This is a genomic window from Neisseriaceae bacterium CLB008 (genome assembly GCA_041228285.1).
Taxonomy (GTDB): Bacteria; Pseudomonadota; Gammaproteobacteria; order Burkholderiales; family Neisseriaceae; genus JAGNPU01.
The window spans coordinates 736,890-752,917 of record CP166133.1 but is presented as its reverse complement, the minus strand read 5'-3'; the positions used below and the strand labels follow the sequence as shown (position 1 = coordinate 752,917).

At 50.9% G+C, this 16,028-nt stretch carries 16 protein-coding genes; 10 read left to right on the top strand and 6 right to left on the bottom strand.

The window, feature by feature from the left end; translation table 11 throughout:
• The first annotated feature begins 123 nt into the window (after positions 1-123).
• Positions 124-603, top strand: a complete 480-nt coding sequence (locus tag AB8Q18_03330) for a glutathione peroxidase (GenBank protein ID XDZ52091.1) — start codon at positions 124-126, stop codon at positions 601-603.
• 58 nt (positions 604-661) lie between these two features.
• Here the strand turns inward: AB8Q18_03330 and AB8Q18_03325 are convergent, their stop codons facing one another.
• A complete protein-coding gene (locus AB8Q18_03325) occupies positions 662-1,648 on the bottom strand; it encodes a diaminopimelate dehydrogenase (GenBank protein ID XDZ52090.1) in 987 nt (328 codons plus the stop codon).
• A gap of 1,097 nt (positions 1,649-2,745) precedes the next feature.
• On the opposite strand from AB8Q18_03325, the gene serS reads away from it, so the two are divergent.
• The gene (gene serS, locus AB8Q18_03320) at positions 2,746-4,032 is read left to right on the top strand and encodes a serine--tRNA ligase (GenBank protein ID XDZ52089.1); all 1,287 of its coding nucleotides are present in this window, start codon (positions 2,746-2,748) and stop codon (positions 4,030-4,032) included.
• Positions 4,033-4,168: 136 nt separating this feature from the next.
• Here the strand turns inward: serS and AB8Q18_03315 are convergent, their stop codons facing one another.
• Together AB8Q18_03315 and cysK are read right to left on the bottom strand one after the other, a co-directional pair.
• On the bottom strand, positions 4,169-4,636 hold the full coding sequence (locus tag AB8Q18_03315) for a prokaryotic membrane lipolipid attachment site family protein (protein ID XDZ52088.1): 468 nt from the start codon (positions 4,634-4,636) through the stop codon (positions 4,169-4,171).
• A 79-nt stretch (positions 4,637-4,715) separates the two neighbouring features.
• Positions 4,716-5,648, bottom strand: coding sequence for a cysteine synthase A (cysK, locus tag AB8Q18_03310; GenBank protein XDZ52087.1), 933 nt, complete (start codon positions 5,646-5,648; stop codon positions 4,716-4,718).
• 309 nt (positions 5,649-5,957) lie between these two features.
• Between cysK and AB8Q18_03305 the strand changes: the two genes are divergently transcribed.
• From AB8Q18_03305 to AB8Q18_03295, 3 genes are all read left to right on the top strand, one after another.
• A complete protein-coding gene (locus AB8Q18_03305) occupies positions 5,958-6,758 on the top strand; it encodes a basic amino acid ABC transporter substrate-binding protein (GenBank protein ID XDZ52086.1) in 801 nt (266 codons plus the stop codon).
• Positions 6,759-6,893: 135 nt separating this feature from the next.
• Entirely contained in the window at positions 6,894-7,673 is a 780-nt protein-coding gene (locus AB8Q18_03300) for a basic amino acid ABC transporter substrate-binding protein (protein ID XDZ52085.1), read from the top strand.
• A 260-nt stretch (positions 7,674-7,933) separates the two neighbouring features.
• Complete coding sequence (locus AB8Q18_03295) at positions 7,934-9,454, top strand: aldehyde dehydrogenase family protein (protein XDZ52084.1); 1,521 nt, start codon at positions 7,934-7,936, stop codon at positions 9,452-9,454.
• A 74-nt stretch (positions 9,455-9,528) separates the two neighbouring features.
• Here the strand turns inward: AB8Q18_03295 and AB8Q18_03290 are convergent, their stop codons facing one another.
• Together AB8Q18_03290 and coq7 are read right to left on the bottom strand one after the other, a co-directional pair.
• Positions 9,529-9,708: a hypothetical protein gene (locus tag AB8Q18_03290; GenBank protein ID XDZ52083.1), complete on the bottom strand. Its 180-nt coding sequence runs from the start codon at positions 9,706-9,708 to the stop codon at positions 9,529-9,531.
• Positions 9,709-9,876: 168 nt separating this feature from the next.
• Complete coding sequence (gene coq7, locus AB8Q18_03285) at positions 9,877-10,497, bottom strand: 2-polyprenyl-3-methyl-6-methoxy-1,4-benzoquinone monooxygenase (protein XDZ52082.1); 621 nt, start codon at positions 10,495-10,497, stop codon at positions 9,877-9,879.
• A 123-nt stretch (positions 10,498-10,620) separates the two neighbouring features.
• Here coq7 and ppa point away from each other — a divergent pair, with 123 nt between their 5' ends.
• A complete protein-coding gene (gene ppa / locus AB8Q18_03280; protein ID XDZ52081.1) occupies positions 10,621-11,145 on the top strand; it encodes an inorganic diphosphatase in 525 nt (174 codons plus the stop codon).
• Positions 11,146-11,208: 63 nt separating this feature from the next.
• Here ppa and AB8Q18_03275 read toward each other — a convergent pair whose 3' ends face one another.
• Positions 11,209-12,825, bottom strand: coding sequence for a phosphoethanolamine transferase (locus AB8Q18_03275; GenBank protein XDZ52080.1), 1,617 nt, complete (start codon positions 12,823-12,825; stop codon positions 11,209-11,211).
• A 161-nt stretch (positions 12,826-12,986) separates the two neighbouring features.
• On the opposite strand from AB8Q18_03275, the gene rlmB reads away from it, so the two are divergent.
• From rlmB to AB8Q18_03255, 4 genes are all read left to right on the top strand, one after another.
• On the top strand, positions 12,987-13,733 hold the full coding sequence (gene rlmB / locus AB8Q18_03270; GenBank protein XDZ52079.1) for a 23S rRNA (guanosine(2251)-2'-O)-methyltransferase RlmB: 747 nt from the start codon (positions 12,987-12,989) through the stop codon (positions 13,731-13,733).
• 9 nt (positions 13,734-13,742) lie between these two features.
• Positions 13,743-14,519: an SIMPL domain-containing protein gene (locus tag AB8Q18_03265; GenBank protein ID XDZ52078.1), complete on the top strand. Its 777-nt coding sequence runs from the start codon at positions 13,743-13,745 to the stop codon at positions 14,517-14,519.
• A gap of 83 nt (positions 14,520-14,602) precedes the next feature.
• Positions 14,603-15,013: an NfeD family protein gene (locus tag AB8Q18_03260; GenBank protein XDZ52077.1), complete on the top strand. Its 411-nt coding sequence runs from the start codon at positions 14,603-14,605 to the stop codon at positions 15,011-15,013.
• 35 nt (positions 15,014-15,048) lie between these two features.
• Positions 15,049-15,993 carry an SPFH domain-containing protein gene (locus tag AB8Q18_03255; protein ID XDZ52893.1) on the top strand — a complete coding sequence of 315 codons (945 nt, stop codon included), beginning with the start codon at positions 15,049-15,051 and terminating at the stop codon, positions 15,991-15,993.
• The last annotated feature ends 35 nt before the right edge of the window (positions 15,994-16,028 follow it).

Below are 16,028 nucleotides of genomic sequence, written 5' to 3'. Positions count from 1 at the left end.
TGTCACATCATGACAATTATGGTATGATAACCCTTAGTAGGTGGAATCCCCTTTCCGCCTACTTTTATCCCCTTTCGCTGAATTAGTCCCCTTACTAATTCAGCGTTTTTTTTGGATAGCGCCATGACCGAACTATATGACTTTTCCTTCCTCGACCTACAACAGCAGCCTCATAGCCTCGCCGAGTATCGAGATCGCGTCATCCTCATAGTCAACACCGCCAGCGGCTGCGGCTTCACGCCCCAGCTAAGCGACTTAGCTCAATTGCACCGTCAATACTATGACCAAGGCCTAATCATCATTGGCTTTCCCTGCAATCAGTTCATGCAACAAGAACCCTTGGCCGGCGCCAACTTACAGCAATTCTGCGAGCAAAACCACGGCGTCTCCTTCTTGATGGCCGATAAGGTCATGGTCAACGGCCCCCAGGCCCACCCGCTGTGGCGCTATTTAAAAGCCCAAAAACGAGGCTTTTTAGGCACGCGCGCGATTAAGTGGAACTTCACTAAGTTCCTAATCAATCGCCAAGGCCAAGTGATCAAACGCTACGGCCCGCGCACTCCGCCTTCGGCAATCATCGACGACATCGTTGCCTGCCTATAAAAAAACGCCCATGACCAGCATCATGGGCGTTTTAACTGCAAGCCTGGCGGCCCTTAATCTATAGCAAAACCTTGCGCAGCTCAGCCGCACTTTTAGGCGATAGCCAACCAGGCGCCACGTCAAAAGCCGTTTGGGCACCCACTAGCCCCAAGGCATTCATCTTGCACGCAGCGCGCGCATAGGCCACCAGCACGCTAGAGGTAAACTCTGGATTGCTGCCCAGCTTGAGAGAATACTCCATGATCTGAGTGGTTGCCGCACCGGTTTTACCGCTGCGAATCACAAAACCACCGTGCGGCATGGCCGCATGTTCACGGCGCAGCGTGTCTTCACTGATAAAGGTCACAGTGGTGTCGTAATCGGCAAAATAATTGGGCATGGTTTTAATGGTGGTTTCAATCTGGGCCTGATCGGCACCAGGGGCCGCTACCACGTAACATTCGCGCGTGTGCTTGTCACGGATACTCAACTCTGGATTCAAACCTTGACGCACTGCCTCCATAGCCGCCTCACTGGGCAAGGTATACTGCACGCCTGCCTGCACGCCCTCAACGCGACGAATCGCATCTGAGTGGCCTTGGCTTAAGCCTTTACCCCAGAAGGTATAGGTTTCGCCCTCTGGCAAAATGGCTTCGCCAAATAAACGGTTTAAAGAGAACAGGCCTGGATCCCAGCCGATAGAAATCAAAGACGTTTTGGCGGTTTTTTTAGCCACGGCATCAACGCTGGCATGATATTCAGGAATTTTAGCGTGGGTGTCAAAGCTGTCGACCGTGTTGAACCATTGCGCAAAATGAGGCCCTTGCTCTGGCAAGTCATGAGCAGAGCCGCCGCATAAAATCATCACGTCAATTTTGTCTTGATAGCTTTCGGCATCGGCCATCGGCAACACCAAAACCGAGGCGTCGCCAACGTCTTCGGCGCTCAATGGGCGACGTGAAAAAATCGCCACCAAGGTCATGTCCGGATTTTGACGAATGGCGCTTTGCACGCCTTTACCAAGGTGGCCGTAGCCCACAATGCCTACTCTTAACTGTTGTTCCATCTGACGTTCGTATCCTTCTTTGATGAGGGGGAGTGAAAGCGACCTACTTGGCCATGCCAATGCGCCTAGCTGAAACAGTCTAGATTAGCGCAACTAGGCTGTAAAAACAACCGCCCAACCCGGCTAAAAATCCTGCTTTTTCTCTATTGTCTAGGCTGTGTTCGGCTTAAATGCCACGATGATTTGACCCGTGGATGAAATACGATGGTTTGTTGGTATACCGTTCCTAACTGAAAACCATGGTTTGTTGATTGATACAGAGGTATCCAAATATGAAAAACCACCAATGCTTCGGTTATTTCGATCTTGATTGAAGATTGCCTTTCACTACCCTGTATGACAACTCACCACGTCTCCCGTAGGTGAAGTACCATCCCCTTTTTAGCCGCCGAGGCGGTTCGTGCAGGGCCGGGGCTTTTGAGGCAAGCATGTCTGAGTATTTGGCCGAAGGCTCAAATATGAGTTCTTGCCGCCGGCACTGTGCGAGCCAACGAGGGCACCCGCGTAGCGGGCGGATAAAGTGGGGTGTTTTTTCTTTGCTTCGTTTCTTTTGGACATCCAAAAGAAATGACGTCGCCCAAGGGGCGAAACAAAACGATTGAGTAACAGCGAAACAACCGAAGCATTGAAACAAATGATTTAATGATTTTTTGATTCAAAACGGTGGGCACGCTACGCTTTGCACCACCCTACGCCTCAGGGCCTATGCTGTAGACGTAAAAAAATAGCGAATGATACGATAAACCATGGTTTGTTGACCACTTGTAGGATGGGCAAAGCGCAGCGTACCCACCGCTCTTAACGTGCTCATGTGTCTAAATCTAAAACCCACGTGGGTCACGACCCACCCTACGCTTAAGGGCTTACGTTGTAGACGTATAGGAAAAGATACGATAGGCCATGGTTTGTTGACGCTTTCGTAAGGTGGGCAAAACGCAGCGTGCCCACCCTACCAGAGAGGCAATAGACCATGGATAGCCCGCACCTCTACCGATAGGCTTTAAAATAAATCCACCCCATCTGCCTTTAAGGCCTAACATAATTAGTCGAAATGGCTTAAAATGAAACCATTTTAAAGTATTAACGACGGATTACTCATGCTAGACATTCAACTCTTTCGCACCGACATCAACAGCGTGGCCGAGCAATTGGCGCGTCGCGGCTATGACTTAAACGTAGCGGCTTTTAACGACCTAGACAGCCAACGCAAAAACCTACAGGTTTTGGCGCAAGACCTACAGGCAAAACGTAACGCGACGTCCAAACAAATTGGCATCGCCAAAAGCAAAGGCGAAGACGTGGCCGATATTTTGGCCACTGTGGCCAACTTAGGCGACGAATTAAAGCAGGCGGAAGAGGCTTATCAAGCCGTACAAGATCAGCTAGATCAGTGGATGTTAAGCATCCCTAACCTACCGCACGAAAGCGTGCCCACAGGTAAAGACGAAAACGACAACGTAGAAGTACGCAAAGTGGGCACGCCACGCAGCTTTGATTTTGAGATCAAAGACCACGTCGACGTGGGTGCGCCTTTAGGCCTAGATTTTGACACCGGCGCGGCCTTGTCTGGCGCCCGCTTCACCGTCTTAAAAGGCCAAATTGCCCAGCTGCATCGCGCCCTAGCCCAATTCATGCTCAATACCCACACCAATGAACACGGCTATTTAGAGCACTACACGCCCTACATCGTGAACCCAAACGTGCTGTTTGGTACAGGCCAACTGCCTAAATTTGCCGACGACATGTTTAAAGTACTGCGTGGCGGCGACGACGAAGCCAAAGAGCAATATCTGATTTCGACTGCCGAAATCACCTTGACCAACACCGTTCGTGAACGCCTGCTCAAAGAAGCTGAACTGCCGCTGAAAATGACCGCTCACTCACCTTGCTTTCGCTCTGAAGCAGGCTCTTACGGCAAAGACACCCGCGGCCTGATCCGTCAACACCAGTTCGATAAAGTTGAAATGGTGCAGGTGGTACACCCTGATCATTCCTATGCCGCCCTAGAAGAAATGGTTGGTCACGCCGAAAACATTTTAAAAGCCCTCGATCTACCTTACCGCGTCATCACGCTGTGTACCGGCGACATGGGCTTTGGCGCACGTAAAACCTACGACTTAGAAGTTTGGGTACCGGCTCAAGCCACCTATCGCGAAATTTCTAGCTGCTCAAACTGCGAAGACTTTCAGGCGCGCCGCATGATGACCCGCTTTAAGGACGAAGCCGGTAAAAACCGCTACGTACACACTTTAAACGGCTCTGGCCTAGCCGTTGGCCGCACCTTGGTGGCGGTATTAGAAAACCATCAAAATGCCGATGACTCCATCACCATTCCTGAAGTATTACGCCCTTATATGGGTGGCAAAGACGTCATCCGCGCCTAAGCCTACGCCCAGTAAAAAAGCCAGCATTCGCTGGCTTTTTTAGGGTTCATGCTAGGGCAATTAAGAGCCGCTGCAATAAGGCGACAAAAAAGCCAGCTTACGCTGGCTTTTTCAGTAGACGGCGGGCGTCTAGCGTTTACTTCAACGGCGTCATACCCAAATGCTGTAGCAAGAAGTTGGTGAATGCGGGATTTTTTGGCTTATCCTTCATGGTTGGCCAACGCACTTGCCAAGTTTCTAGCGACGTTTGAATAATTTGTTTCGACTGTAGGCCAGTGATCTTACCGTTCTGGCTTTCCACCGTTGAACGCAAATACACGCTAAACACGCTGTCATCTACTGTATTGCTGCCAGCAGTTTTCAATCGGAACCGATTTAATAACTGAGCAGCCTGCACTTTGGTTAATTCCTCTTTGCCAACTAGGGTACCTAAGCGATTCGCTTCAACACGAATGGCTTCAACGTCTTTTGCATGGCTGTCCGCCATTTGATAAGACTCTGTTGTTGAAGTACCAAAGCTTTGTGGCCAAAGATTGGTCGGCAAGCTACCGCAAGCCGACAATAACAAAGCAGATACAAATAAAAATGGGATATATGCTTTCATGGCTTTAATTATAACCCATATTAAGCAAATACCCCATCTTGATCATAGCCTGCTGGCTATTTTTTTAACCCTGTCGCAATTATGCCAAATTTTCAAACAAAGGCGTTGACAAGTAGCGCTCACCGAATGAAGGGATGATCACCACAATCAGCTTACCTTTATTTTCTGGACGTTTAGCCAACTCTAGAGCAGCCCATACGGCGGCACCAGAAGAAATCCCCACCAATAGGCCTTCGTTTTTGGCCATGGCGCGCGCGGTTTCAAACGCTGAGTCATTGCTGACCTGCACGATTTCGTCGTATACCTCAGTATTCAAAATGCTGGGCACAAAGCCGGCACCAATGCCTTGAATGCTGTGGGGGCCTTTTTCGCCACCAGACAAGATGGCTGAAGCTTCAGGTTCTACCGCCACGATTTGTACGCCAGGCTTCTTCTCTTTCAATGCTTCACCCACACCAGTAATCGTACCGCCCGTGCCCACGCCGGCCACAAAAATGTCCACTTGGCCGTCGGTGTCGCGCCAGATTTCTTCAGCCGTGGTGCCGCGATGAATGGCGGGGTTAGCAGGGTTTTCAAACTGCTGCGGCATAAAGTAAACGTCTGGCTGTTCCGCCACCAAAGCAGCGGCCTTGTTGATCGCGCCCGACATGCCTTCAGCACCTGGCGTCAACACCAGCTCTGCACCGTAAGCTTTGAGCAGCATACGGCGCTCTTTACTCATGGTTTCAGGCATGGTGATGGTTAATTTATAACCGCGCGCCGCGCACACCATGGCCAAGCCAATACCAGTGTTGCCGCTAGTCGGTTCAACAATGATGGTGTTGGCATTGATTTTGCCGGCTTTTTCCGCGGCATCAATCATCGCAATCGCAATACGGTCTTTCACGCTGTGGGCAGGATTAAAGAATTCCAATTTCGCCACCACCGTCGCGCCAACGTCTTTAGTAAGGTTATTTAATTTCACTAAAGGCGTGTTACCGATTAAATCAGTGACGTTATTTGCAATATTCATAAGGTTAATCCTTCCACAATTTAATAATAGATAATAGTCATCATAGCTGAAATGCTGCGCCTAGATTAGACGAAATAAGCATATTCATAAAACTTTTGGTTGTAAGCCCGCACACCTTAACCCAAGCTAACGCTCTTGTCTTAACACGGCCAGCGCACTAAAACGCTAGATCAGGCCACCCCCTCATGCTACCATAACCCGCTTCGCTTGATGAGTCCGTCCAGATAAGGATGTTGGGCCTGAAAGCACCGCTGTTTCATCCCTGCCAAGCCCGCGCTTGGTGCCCAAACCCAAATAGAGGATAACACCATGAACTTAAAAAAATGGCTAGGTTTGGCCGTCGCCTGCTCTGCCCTAACCCTAGCCGCCTGCGGTGGCCAAAAAGAAGCCGCTGCGCCTGCCGCCGACGCTGATGCCCCAACCGCAGCCAAAACCTATACCGTGGCCATGAACGCCGAATTTGCCCCGTTTGAATTTAAAGGCAATGACGGCGCCATTGAAGGCTTCGACGTGGATTTACTCAACGCGATTGCCAAAGAGATGGACTTCCAAGTCACCTATAAAGACATTCCTTGGGATGGCCTATTCGCCAGCCTGAATTCTGGCGACATTGACGCCGTGATGTCGGCCGTGACCATCACGCCAGAGCGCAAGCAAACCATGGACTTTACCGAGCCTTACTTTGAAGTCAAACAGGTCATCTTACTGCCTAAAGGCAAAACCTTGACCAAATTAGATGAATTAAAAGACATGACCAAAGTAGCCGTGGTAACCGGCAACACCGGTGACTTTGTAGCCCAAAAAATCTTGGGCGCCACCAATCCTAAGATTGCTCGCTACGAGCGTGTGGCTTTAGTGGTGAAAGAAATTGAAAACGCCGGCGCCGATGCCGCTCTTAGCGACAGCGCCGTGGTGCGTCACTACGTTAAAAACAACGGCAGCGACAATTTCACCATCATCGACAGCGATGAAGTGGACAGCGAGTTTTACGGCATGGCGGTTCGCCCTGGCGATGAATTGCAAACCTTATTCAACCAAGGCCTAGAAAAAATCAAAGCCAATGGCGAATACGACAAGGTCTACAATAAATACTTTGCTGGCAACCAATAAACCAGTGGTTTAACGCCACAAAAAAGGTCTAAAAAGAAAATTTTTTAGACCTTTTTCCTTATCTGCTCCATAATTAGGCAGAACACCTACCTCGTTACCCGTCACGGTAGCTCAATCACCTCAAAGGATGACTCAATGAACTTAAAAAAATGGCTGGGCTTAACCGTTGCCTGCTCTGCATTAGCCCTTGCTGCCTGCGGCGGCAGCGACACCAAAACCGATGGCGCTGAAGCAGCCAAAATCCTAAAAGTCGGCGTTAATGCTGAATTTGCGCCCTTTGAATCACTAGACGCCAACGGCCAAATGCAAGGCTTTGACATCGACCTCTTAAACGCCATTGGTCAAGCCGAAGGCGTGGAAATTAAGTTTGTCGACATGCCCTGGGATGGCCTTTTTGTGAGCCTCAATTCTGGTGACGTCAACGCTTTAGCCGCCGCCATCACCACCACCGAAGAGCGCAAGCAAAGCATGGACTTTACCGAGCCCTACTTCACCATTACCCAAGTGATTGCCGCACCTAAAGACAAAGCCGTGGCCACCGCAGCTGACTTAGAAAAACTAAACAAAGTGGCCGTCGTGACCGGTCACACCGGCGACCTAGTGGCCCAAAAAATTCTTGGCCCTACGAGCGCCAAGATCGTTCGCTTTGAAAACATTGCCTTGGCCATGAAAGAAGTTGAAAATGGCGGCGCCGACGTGGCCATCAGCGACAGCGCAGTCGTGGCACACTATTTGAAAAACAACCCTAATCAAGATTTGGCCATCATCCCAGCCGAAGGCTTTGACGAAGAGTTTTACGGCCTAGCCGTACGCAAAGGCGATGCCGATACTTTAGCCATGCTGAACGACGGCCTGAAAAAAGTCCGTGAATCTGGCGAATACGACACCATTTATGGCAAATACTTCTCTAAGTAAATCGATTTTGACGTAGCGCAAAAAGCCTGAACATCGTTCAGGCTTTTTTTACGGCCTGCGTTTATGATGCCGCCTACAGGCTGATGTATACATTGCCTTTTTGATTTACATTGGCTATTGATTAAATTTTATCAATAGTATTGATAAATTAATTCACTTGTTACAGAAACTTCAGCAGGCTATAGTAGGTCTGACTGAAGAGGGCCTATGTTTGGCCCCCACCTCATCGCTTGATGAGCCTCACCCAAAGGAGTGTCATAATGTCTCGTATTCATCCAGGTAGTTATGGTTTGCCCTTACAACTGAAACAACGCTATGAAAACTTTATTGGCGGCAAGTGGGTTGCCCCGGTACAAGGTGCTTATTTTGAGAACCTTACCCCCGTAACCGGCTTGCCCATGTGTGAGATCGCCTCTTCCACCGAAGAAGACGTTGAGCTGGCCTTAGACGCCGCTCACAAAGCCAAAGACGCTTGGGGCAGCGCTTCTGCTGCCGAACGCGCCACCGTGCTGAATCGCGTTGCCGATCGCATGCAAGAAAACCTCGAGCTTTTGGCCACGATCGAATCTTGGGACAACGGCAAGGCCATTCGTGAAACCTTGGCCGCCGACATCCCTCTGGCCATCGATCATTTCCGCTATTTTGCCAGCGCCATACGCGCCCAAGAAGGCGGCATCAGCCAGATCGACAAAGACACCGTCGCCTATCACTTCCACGAACCACTAGGCGTGGTTGGCCAGATCATTCCATGGAACTTCCCTTTGCTAATGGCTGCTTGGAAGCTGGCGCCAGCATTGGCCGCCGGTAACTGTATCGTGATGAAGCCAGCCAAGTTCACGCCGCTGTCGATTTTGATTTTAATGGAAGTGATTGGTCAAGAATTACCGCCTGGCGTCTTGAATATTGTCAACGGTGCAGGCGGACGCATTGGTGATTACCTCACCCGCTCCCCCCGCATTGCTAAAATTGGCTTTACCGGCTCAACCGAAGTGGGCCAAAGCATCATGCGTGGCGCAGCAGAACATGTTTTACCGGTGACCTTAGAGCTAGGCGGCAAATCCCCTAACGTGTTCTTTGAAGACGTCATGGCCAAAGACGATGCCTACTTAAATAAGGCCTTAGAAGGCTTTAGCATGTTCGCCCTTAACCAAGGGGAAATCTGTACGGCGCCTAGCCGCGTACTGATCCAAGAATCCATCTTCGAACAGTTCATGGAAAAAGCCGTCAAACGCGTACAGGCCATCAAACAGGGGAACCCCCTAGACAAAACCACCATGATGGGCGCCCAAGTATCGCAACAGCAGGTAGACACCATCACCAAATACATCGATATTGGTAAACAAGAAGGCGCTGAGTTGATCACCGGGGGTAAACAGGCTCAGCTAGAGGGCGATTTAGCCGGTGGCTACTACATCGAACCCACGATTTTTGTGGGCAAGAACGACATGCGCATTTTCCAAGAAGAGATTTTTGGCCCCGTGCTGTCGGTGACCACGTTTAAAGACATGGACGAGGCGCTCCACATCGCCAACGACACCATCTACGGTCTAGGCGCCGGCGTCTGGAGCCGCAACGGCAACATCGCTCACCGCATGGGCCGCGGCATTCAGGCTGGTCGCGTGTGGACCAACTGCTACCATATGTATCCTGCGCACGCTGCCTTTGGCGGTTACAAAATGTCGGGTGTAGGCCGTGAAAACCACAAAATGGCCCTAGAGCATTACCAACACACCAAGAACCTATTGGTGAGCTACTCTGAAGAGGCACAAGGATTCTTTTAAACTATAGCCACACCGTCAACCGCCCTCATCTGAACCCAGATGAGGGCGGTTTTTTACGGCTACAAATGCGCTCCTTAATCGAAGTAAGGCCTGCTGCCCAAGCCCTCGACCAAGCGCAATAAATAGCCATCAGGCTCTTGCACCAAGAACTGCCGTTGCCCATGAGACACGGTATCGGTACGATACCAGCGCTCGGTCACGCCCTCAAATAAGGGCCAGCCAGCATCGGCTAGGCGCGCCAAGATCGGCGCCACTGCCGCCACCTCAACTGCAGGTTCAGGCCATTACCCAAAGGCCGCTGTAAGGGCGCGGGCACCAGCTGAGCGCGTACATCCACATGCTGTCCTTTATGCCCAAGCATCCTCGGGCCTAGGCGTTAAAAAAGCCTGAACGGTTTCAGGCTTTGTGTATTCTGGCGTGGATTAAATCCGATAGCTAATGGTGGTCATCACCTTAGAGGTCAGCTTCATCAACCCCTTAATCGGTGCGGGTAAGGGCGCTGCGCCAAAATCGTGGGCCATGTGAGCATGCTTTAACTCGTCTTCCACCATTTGCGTCACCACGGCGCGGCTTTTATGGTCGTTTTCAGGCAGGCTTTCTAAATGCTCTTGCAAATGGGCCGTCACCTGATATTCGGTTTCTTCCAAAAAGCCCAAATTCCATTTGTCCCCCAATAAGCCTGCGCTCACGCCCATGGCCAAAGAGCTGGCATACCATAAGGGATTCAATAAGCTGGTGCGCCCGCCTAGCTCCTGCACGCGTTTTTCCGTCCAGGCTAGGTGTTCTACCTCTTCTTGTGCGGCGTGTTCTAGCGCCGCCTTATTTTCTTGATTACGCGCGGTGATGGCCTGACCTTGATATAAAGCTTGGGCACACACCTCACCCACGTGATTAATGCGCATCAAACCCAAGGCATGCTGGCGCTCAGATTCGGTCAGCTCACCCTCCTCTACCGCCGCATCAGGGTAGGCACGAATCGTCTGTGCAGGTGCAAACAAGGTTTTTACCACAACGTCGACATTCGCTATCACTTTATCTAACATCACGCAGGCCTCTTTTTTACAAATGAATGAAACCATTATACGATAACGGCACAAATTTATCTGTAGTTGCTGCTATAATAGACCCCATTATTTTTGACCGAACAAATCAAACAAAGGTAAATCATGAATATTAATGCCATCAATCCCGGCAAAAGCATGCCTGATGACTTCAACGTTGTCATTGAGATTTCTGCCAACGCAGCCCCCATTAAATATGAATTTGATAAAGACAGCGGCGCCCTAATGGTTGACCGCTTCATGGGCACCTCAATGATGTACCCAGCCAACTATGGCTTTGTGCCTAACACTCTGTCTGGCGATGGCGACCCTTGCGACGTATTGGTCGTGACCCCCTTCCCACTGCCACCAGGCGTGTTGATTCGCTGTCGTGCTTTAGGCGTGTTGAAAATGGAAGACGACGGCGGCGTGGACGCTAAAATCGTGGCCGTACCGGTTGAAAAACTGTGCACCATGTACAAAGACATCCAAAAACTAGAAGACTTGCCACAGCTATTGCGCGACCAAATGGTTCACTTCTTTGAGCATTACAAAGACCTAGAAAAAGGCAAATGGGTAAAAATCCAAGGTTGGGCGGGCGTTGAAGAAGCCAAGTCAGAACTTGAAAACGGCGTGAAAAACTTTAAATAAGTCTTCACCCATTAAAACAAAGACCGCCCAGTTATGGAGCGGTCTTTTTTATGCTGCGCTGACTCAATGCTTTATCACTAGCTGCCCCAGCTTTTGATTCACCGCCATCTGGCCCGATCGCCCCGACATCAAACCACCGTTCACCACGCTGGTTTCACAGTCGGCCATGGCGACATTAAAGCCCATACTTTCCAAAACCAAGGTCGGTAGCTGCTTGTGCATCAATAAGGCGCATTCACGCACGCGGTTTTCCACGCCCTGTTGCAAGGCCTTATTCGGACTCATGATGATAAACGGCACCTCATACACTTCAGGATCAAACACCACGTGGCCAAACTTTTCCCCCTTAATGTACTCACCGTGATCGGCCGTATAGATCAGCAGCCAATCTTGGTTAGGCTGCGCCTGTAACTGCTTGATCACGCCCTCTATAAATGCGTCTGTATTGAGTACCGCATTATCGTAGCGATCGCTCACTGTCTCTTCGCCAAACCGCTTTTCCTCTGGCCGCAACTGCTCGCCAAAAGGTGAATGGGCACCGCGCTGATGCAGCACCACGAAGTGCCGCCCCTGAGTCAAATCAATGGCCGCTAACTGCGGCAATAAGGCATCATCCCGCATGCTGACCAAGGTGTCGTAGCCATGATCATTAGAATCAGCATAGTCATCGATCCAAAACGAACCCACCAACGACATAAAGGCCATGCCATTACGCGCCTGGGCAGAGTAAAACGCCGTTTGATACCCCTGCTCTTTAGCCAGGCGGAACAGATTGCTGTCGCCTGAGCGCGCTTGCTCTGAGCCATCGGGGCGCTCAATTAAATTAAATAAGCTGGGGATAGACACATCGGTTGAAACCCCTGCCGAATAGCCTTTTTTAACCAAGGCCGCTGGGTGCTTTTGTAACTGCTGTAAAAAAGGCGTCGTGGGCCGCTCATAGCCAAACACCGACATATGGGTGGTGTTTTGGCTCTCGCCCATAATCCAAATAATATTGGCAACCTTAGGCTCAGCCACCACCACTGGCTCGGGACGTTCATATTCAGGCAGCTTATGAAAGGCAAACCACTCTCCGGGCAAGGTTTGGCCAAATAAATGGCCAGTGACATAATAATTAGCCTTCAACCGAGAATAACGTTCGGCGGGCATTAAGCCCCGTACGTGCTTCGTGGTCGCGCCCGAAATCACCGTAGACGCCAACACCAGCACCCAAGCCGCATCCCACAGCCAGCGCTTGGTATGCAAGCGCGAACGCAGCAAGATCAAGCTCATCAACGCCAGCGTTTCTAAGATCGACCACGCAAACGGCAGCAGCAGCTGCGGCAAGATGCTCAAACCGGTTTCACTCACCTCACCCAAATTGGCAAACAGCAAGAGATAGGCCGTAGGCGAGAGCCAAGTATGGTAGACGGCGTAATGCACCGCATGGCCGATTTGGCCGACGCCAAAAAACACGCACACCAGAGCCACCGTCCATTTAGACTTAGCCTGCAACACCACCACGCACAACAGCAACAAAAACGCCCAGGTTTCCCATGCCTTATACATAGGCACAATGTCGGCCACGCGCCGAAACCAAACCTCACTGACCAACAAAAGCACGCTCATGAATAGGGCCGGCAGCAGCCAAGACAAAGGGCCCGGCAGTTTATTGAGCGGTTTTAAAACCGAGATAGACATGATCAAGATCGTCTTTTTGAGGTTAACTAGAGGCGCGTATTATAAAACAGCCCTAATCCTATACGGGAATATTTTTATCAATATGGGCCACGGCATAAAATCATGGCTTTTTTCAGTTATAATCAACCCCTATCTTTCTTTTTAAAAAGTCCTGCCCCATCATGAGTAACAAACGCTTAATCTTTGGCTTTCACGCCCTAAATGCCCGCCTATGGCAAAACCCTGCCTCTTTGGTCGAAGTCTATGTCCAAGAAGGTAAAAACGATGCGCGCATGCGTGAAGTCTTGGCCAAGGCAGAAGCTGAGCGCGTGAAGATTGTCTTCGCCGATGCAGAACGCCTCAATGCACTCAGCAAACACGCCCGTCATCAAGGCGTGGTGGCGTTTATTGATGCGTCTAAAAATCACGTTGACCTCGACGATGTGCTCGACCACATTCAAGAGCCGCCGTTCTTATTGATCCTAGACGGCATCACCGACCCTCATAATCTAGGCGCTTGCCTGCGCGTGGCCGACGCCATGGGCGTACACGCCGTGATCGCCCCCAAAGACAAAAGTGCTGGCCTCAACGCCACCGTCAGCAAAGTGGCCTGCGGCGCTGCCGAAGTAGTGCCCTATATCACCGTCACCAATTTGGCCCGCACCATTCGCGACCTAAAAGAGCGCGGCATTTGGATTGTCGGCACCGACATGGGCGGCGACGCCGACCTATATCATTACGACGCCAAAGGCCCGATCGCTTGGGTAATGGGCAACGAAGGCGAAGGCATGCGCCGCCTCACCCGCGAACTGTGCGATACCTTAGTGTCCATCCCAATGTTCGGCACCGTAGAAAGCCTCAACGTGTCCGTCAGTGCCGGCATGGTCTTAAGCGAAACCCGTCGTCAACGCACGCTGGCCCAAGGCTAACGCGGCCTGATGGCTCAACCCAAAACCAAGAAAGGCACCACCATGCGCCAAAAATCAAGTTCCTTATTAGGCCTCTTCATCGCCATTGGGCTGGTGGGCGGTGCCTTTGTTTTGGGTCAGCAGTTTAAAAACCTCCGCCAACCCAGCACCATCACCGTCAAAGGCCTGTCAGAAAAACCCTACAGCGCCGACCTCGCCGAGTGGCACATCAGCACCACGACAGCGGGCGACACCTATCAAGCCGCCATCGATGGCCTCAAGGCCAGCCAACCCACGCTGGATGCTTTTTTAAACCAGCAAGGCTTTGACAAAACCCAGCGCCGCCTAGGCCCAATGACGGTAGAGCCAACCTACGAGCAAGTTTATAACGCCGAACAGCAGCGCACGCTGTCGGTGCAAAATGGCTACGCCGCTACTCAAGGCTTAGTCATCACCGATGCCGACGTGCAAAAAATCGCCACCGCGCAAAAACAGGCGCTGGAATTTAAAGCCCAACAGCCACAGTTCGATTTTGCACCGCCGCTTTATTTATTGAACAATCTTGAAACCATTAAACACTCTTTAATCGCCAGCGCCACGGAAGACGCCCACAAACGAGCAACCGAATTTGCCAAAACTGGCCAAGTGACGGTGGGCACCATGCGCACTGCATCACAAGGCTCGTTTAATATTTTATCCGACCAGGCCAGTCAGCAAGACGCTGAAAGCTGGGGCGGCGAATACGATAAATCCACCATCAATAAACTGGTTCGACTGGTGGTGACAATTGAATATGACATTCGATAATTATCCTGTATCATCAATTCTGGATTAGGCTCATCCACGCCTAATCGCCTTTTTTTGACGCATCACCACCTGAGGGCAGCGCCATGATTTGGTTTGCTTTTGCACTGATTTTTCTAATGGCTGAACTATTCAGCACCACTTTATATCTATTGGTGATGAGCATCGCCCTCTTTACCGCTGGCTTCGCCGACGTCCTGTTAGGCACCAGTACGGCGCTGAATTTTGGCATCGTGGCCGCCATGACGTTTTTGGGCTGCTTCATCGCCTATCAATACAATAAAAAACGCAAACAACGCCGCAGCCACCGTACCGACGATCTAGACCTACAACAAATCGTCAGCATCGAAGGCATCAGCCCCAGCGGCGAGATTGAAGTACGCTACCGCGGCGCCATTTGGCAAGCCCGTTTTACCGACCATAATCTGCCAACCGACACCCAACAGGCCATCATCGTGGGCAAAGAAGGTAATTTACTCATCATCCAATCCATTTAACCCCCTTAATAGGAGCGTTTTATATGTCAGAATCCATGATCCTTGGCCTTTTAGTGGTCGCCGTGGCCTTTGTGTTCGCCAAGCTCAGCATCACCGTGGTCCCACAGCAAACCGCCTTTGTGGTCGAACGCCTCGGCCGCTATAAAAGCACGCTAAAACCCGGTTTAAACATCTTGATTCCCTTTGTGGATAAGCTCGCTTACAAGCACAGCCTAAAAGAAATCCCTTTAGACGTGCCCAGCCAAGTGTGTATTACCCGTGACAACACCCAGCTGACCGTCGACGGCATTTTGTATTTTCAAGTCACCGACCCAACTTTAGCCTCTTACGGTACCAGCAACTACATTTTGGCCATTACCCAACTGGCTCAAACCACCTTGCGCTCAGTAATCGGCCGCATGGAGCTAGACAAAACGTTTGAAGAGCGCGACGACATCAACAAAACCGTGGTGGCCGCGCTAGACGAAGCCGCCGTTTCTTGGGGCGTTAAAGTCTTGCGTTATGAAATTAAAGACTTAGTGCCACCGCAAGAAATTTTGCGTTCCATGCAGCAACAAATCACCGCCGAACGCGAAAAACGGGCCCGTATTGCCGAATCTGAAGGCCGTAAACTCGAGCAAATCAACTTGGCTACGGGTTCACGTGAAGCCGCGATTCAAGAGTCTGAAGGCGAAATGCAGGCCGCCATTAACCAGTCTAGCGGTGAAAAAATTGCCCAAGTTAATAAAGCCGAAGGTGAAGCCCAAGCCCTACGCCTGGTTGCCGATGCCACTGCCGACGCCATTCGCAGCATTGCCGAAGCCACCCGCATGCCAGGTGGTATGGAAGCGGTTAACTTAAAAGTGGCTGAGCAATACGTAGAAGCCTTTGGCAAAATGGCCAAAGAAGGCAACACCCTCATCATGCCGGCCAACGTCGCCGACATGGCTGGCCTTGTCAGCGCTGGTCTACAAATCGTCAAAGGTCAAAGCAAAGCTTAATCGCTTAAGCTTTGCCCTCTAACGGCGCCCGATGA

Excerpts from the sequence above, each read along its gene's own strand:
- AB8Q18_03330 (XDZ52091.1), top strand. The coding sequence starts at position 124 with ATGACCGAACTATATGACTTTTCCTTCCTCGACCTACAACAGCAGCCT.
- AB8Q18_03325 (XDZ52090.1), bottom strand. The coding sequence starts at position 1,648 with ATGGAACAACAGTTAAGAGTAGGCATTGTGGGCTACGGCCACCTTGGT.
- serS (XDZ52089.1), top strand. The coding sequence starts at position 2,746 with ATGCTAGACATTCAACTCTTTCGCACCGACATCAACAGCGTGGCCGAG.
- AB8Q18_03315 (XDZ52088.1), bottom strand. The coding sequence starts at position 4,636 with ATGAAAGCATATATCCCATTTTTATTTGTATCTGCTTTGTTATTGTCG.
- cysK (XDZ52087.1), bottom strand. The coding sequence starts at position 5,648 with ATGAATATTGCAAATAACGTCACTGATTTAATCGGTAACACGCCTTTA.
- AB8Q18_03305 (XDZ52086.1), top strand. The coding sequence starts at position 5,958 with ATGAACTTAAAAAAATGGCTAGGTTTGGCCGTCGCCTGCTCTGCCCTA.
- AB8Q18_03300 (XDZ52085.1), top strand. The coding sequence starts at position 6,894 with ATGAACTTAAAAAAATGGCTGGGCTTAACCGTTGCCTGCTCTGCATTA.
- AB8Q18_03295 (XDZ52084.1), top strand. The coding sequence starts at position 7,934 with ATGTCTCGTATTCATCCAGGTAGTTATGGTTTGCCCTTACAACTGAAA.
- coq7 (XDZ52082.1), bottom strand. The coding sequence starts at position 10,497 with ATGTTAGATAAAGTGATAGCGAATGTCGACGTTGTGGTAAAAACCTTG.
- ppa (XDZ52081.1), top strand. The coding sequence starts at position 10,621 with ATGAATATTAATGCCATCAATCCCGGCAAAAGCATGCCTGATGACTTC.
- AB8Q18_03275 (XDZ52080.1), bottom strand. The coding sequence starts at position 12,825 with ATGTCTATCTCGGTTTTAAAACCGCTCAATAAACTGCCGGGCCCTTTG.
- rlmB (XDZ52079.1), top strand. The coding sequence starts at position 12,987 with ATGAGTAACAAACGCTTAATCTTTGGCTTTCACGCCCTAAATGCCCGC.
- AB8Q18_03265 (XDZ52078.1), top strand. The coding sequence starts at position 13,743 with ATGGCTCAACCCAAAACCAAGAAAGGCACCACCATGCGCCAAAAATCA.
- AB8Q18_03260 (XDZ52077.1), top strand. The coding sequence starts at position 14,603 with ATGATTTGGTTTGCTTTTGCACTGATTTTTCTAATGGCTGAACTATTC.
- AB8Q18_03255 (XDZ52893.1), top strand. The coding sequence starts at position 15,049 with ATGATCCTTGGCCTTTTAGTGGTCGCCGTGGCCTTTGTGTTCGCCAAG.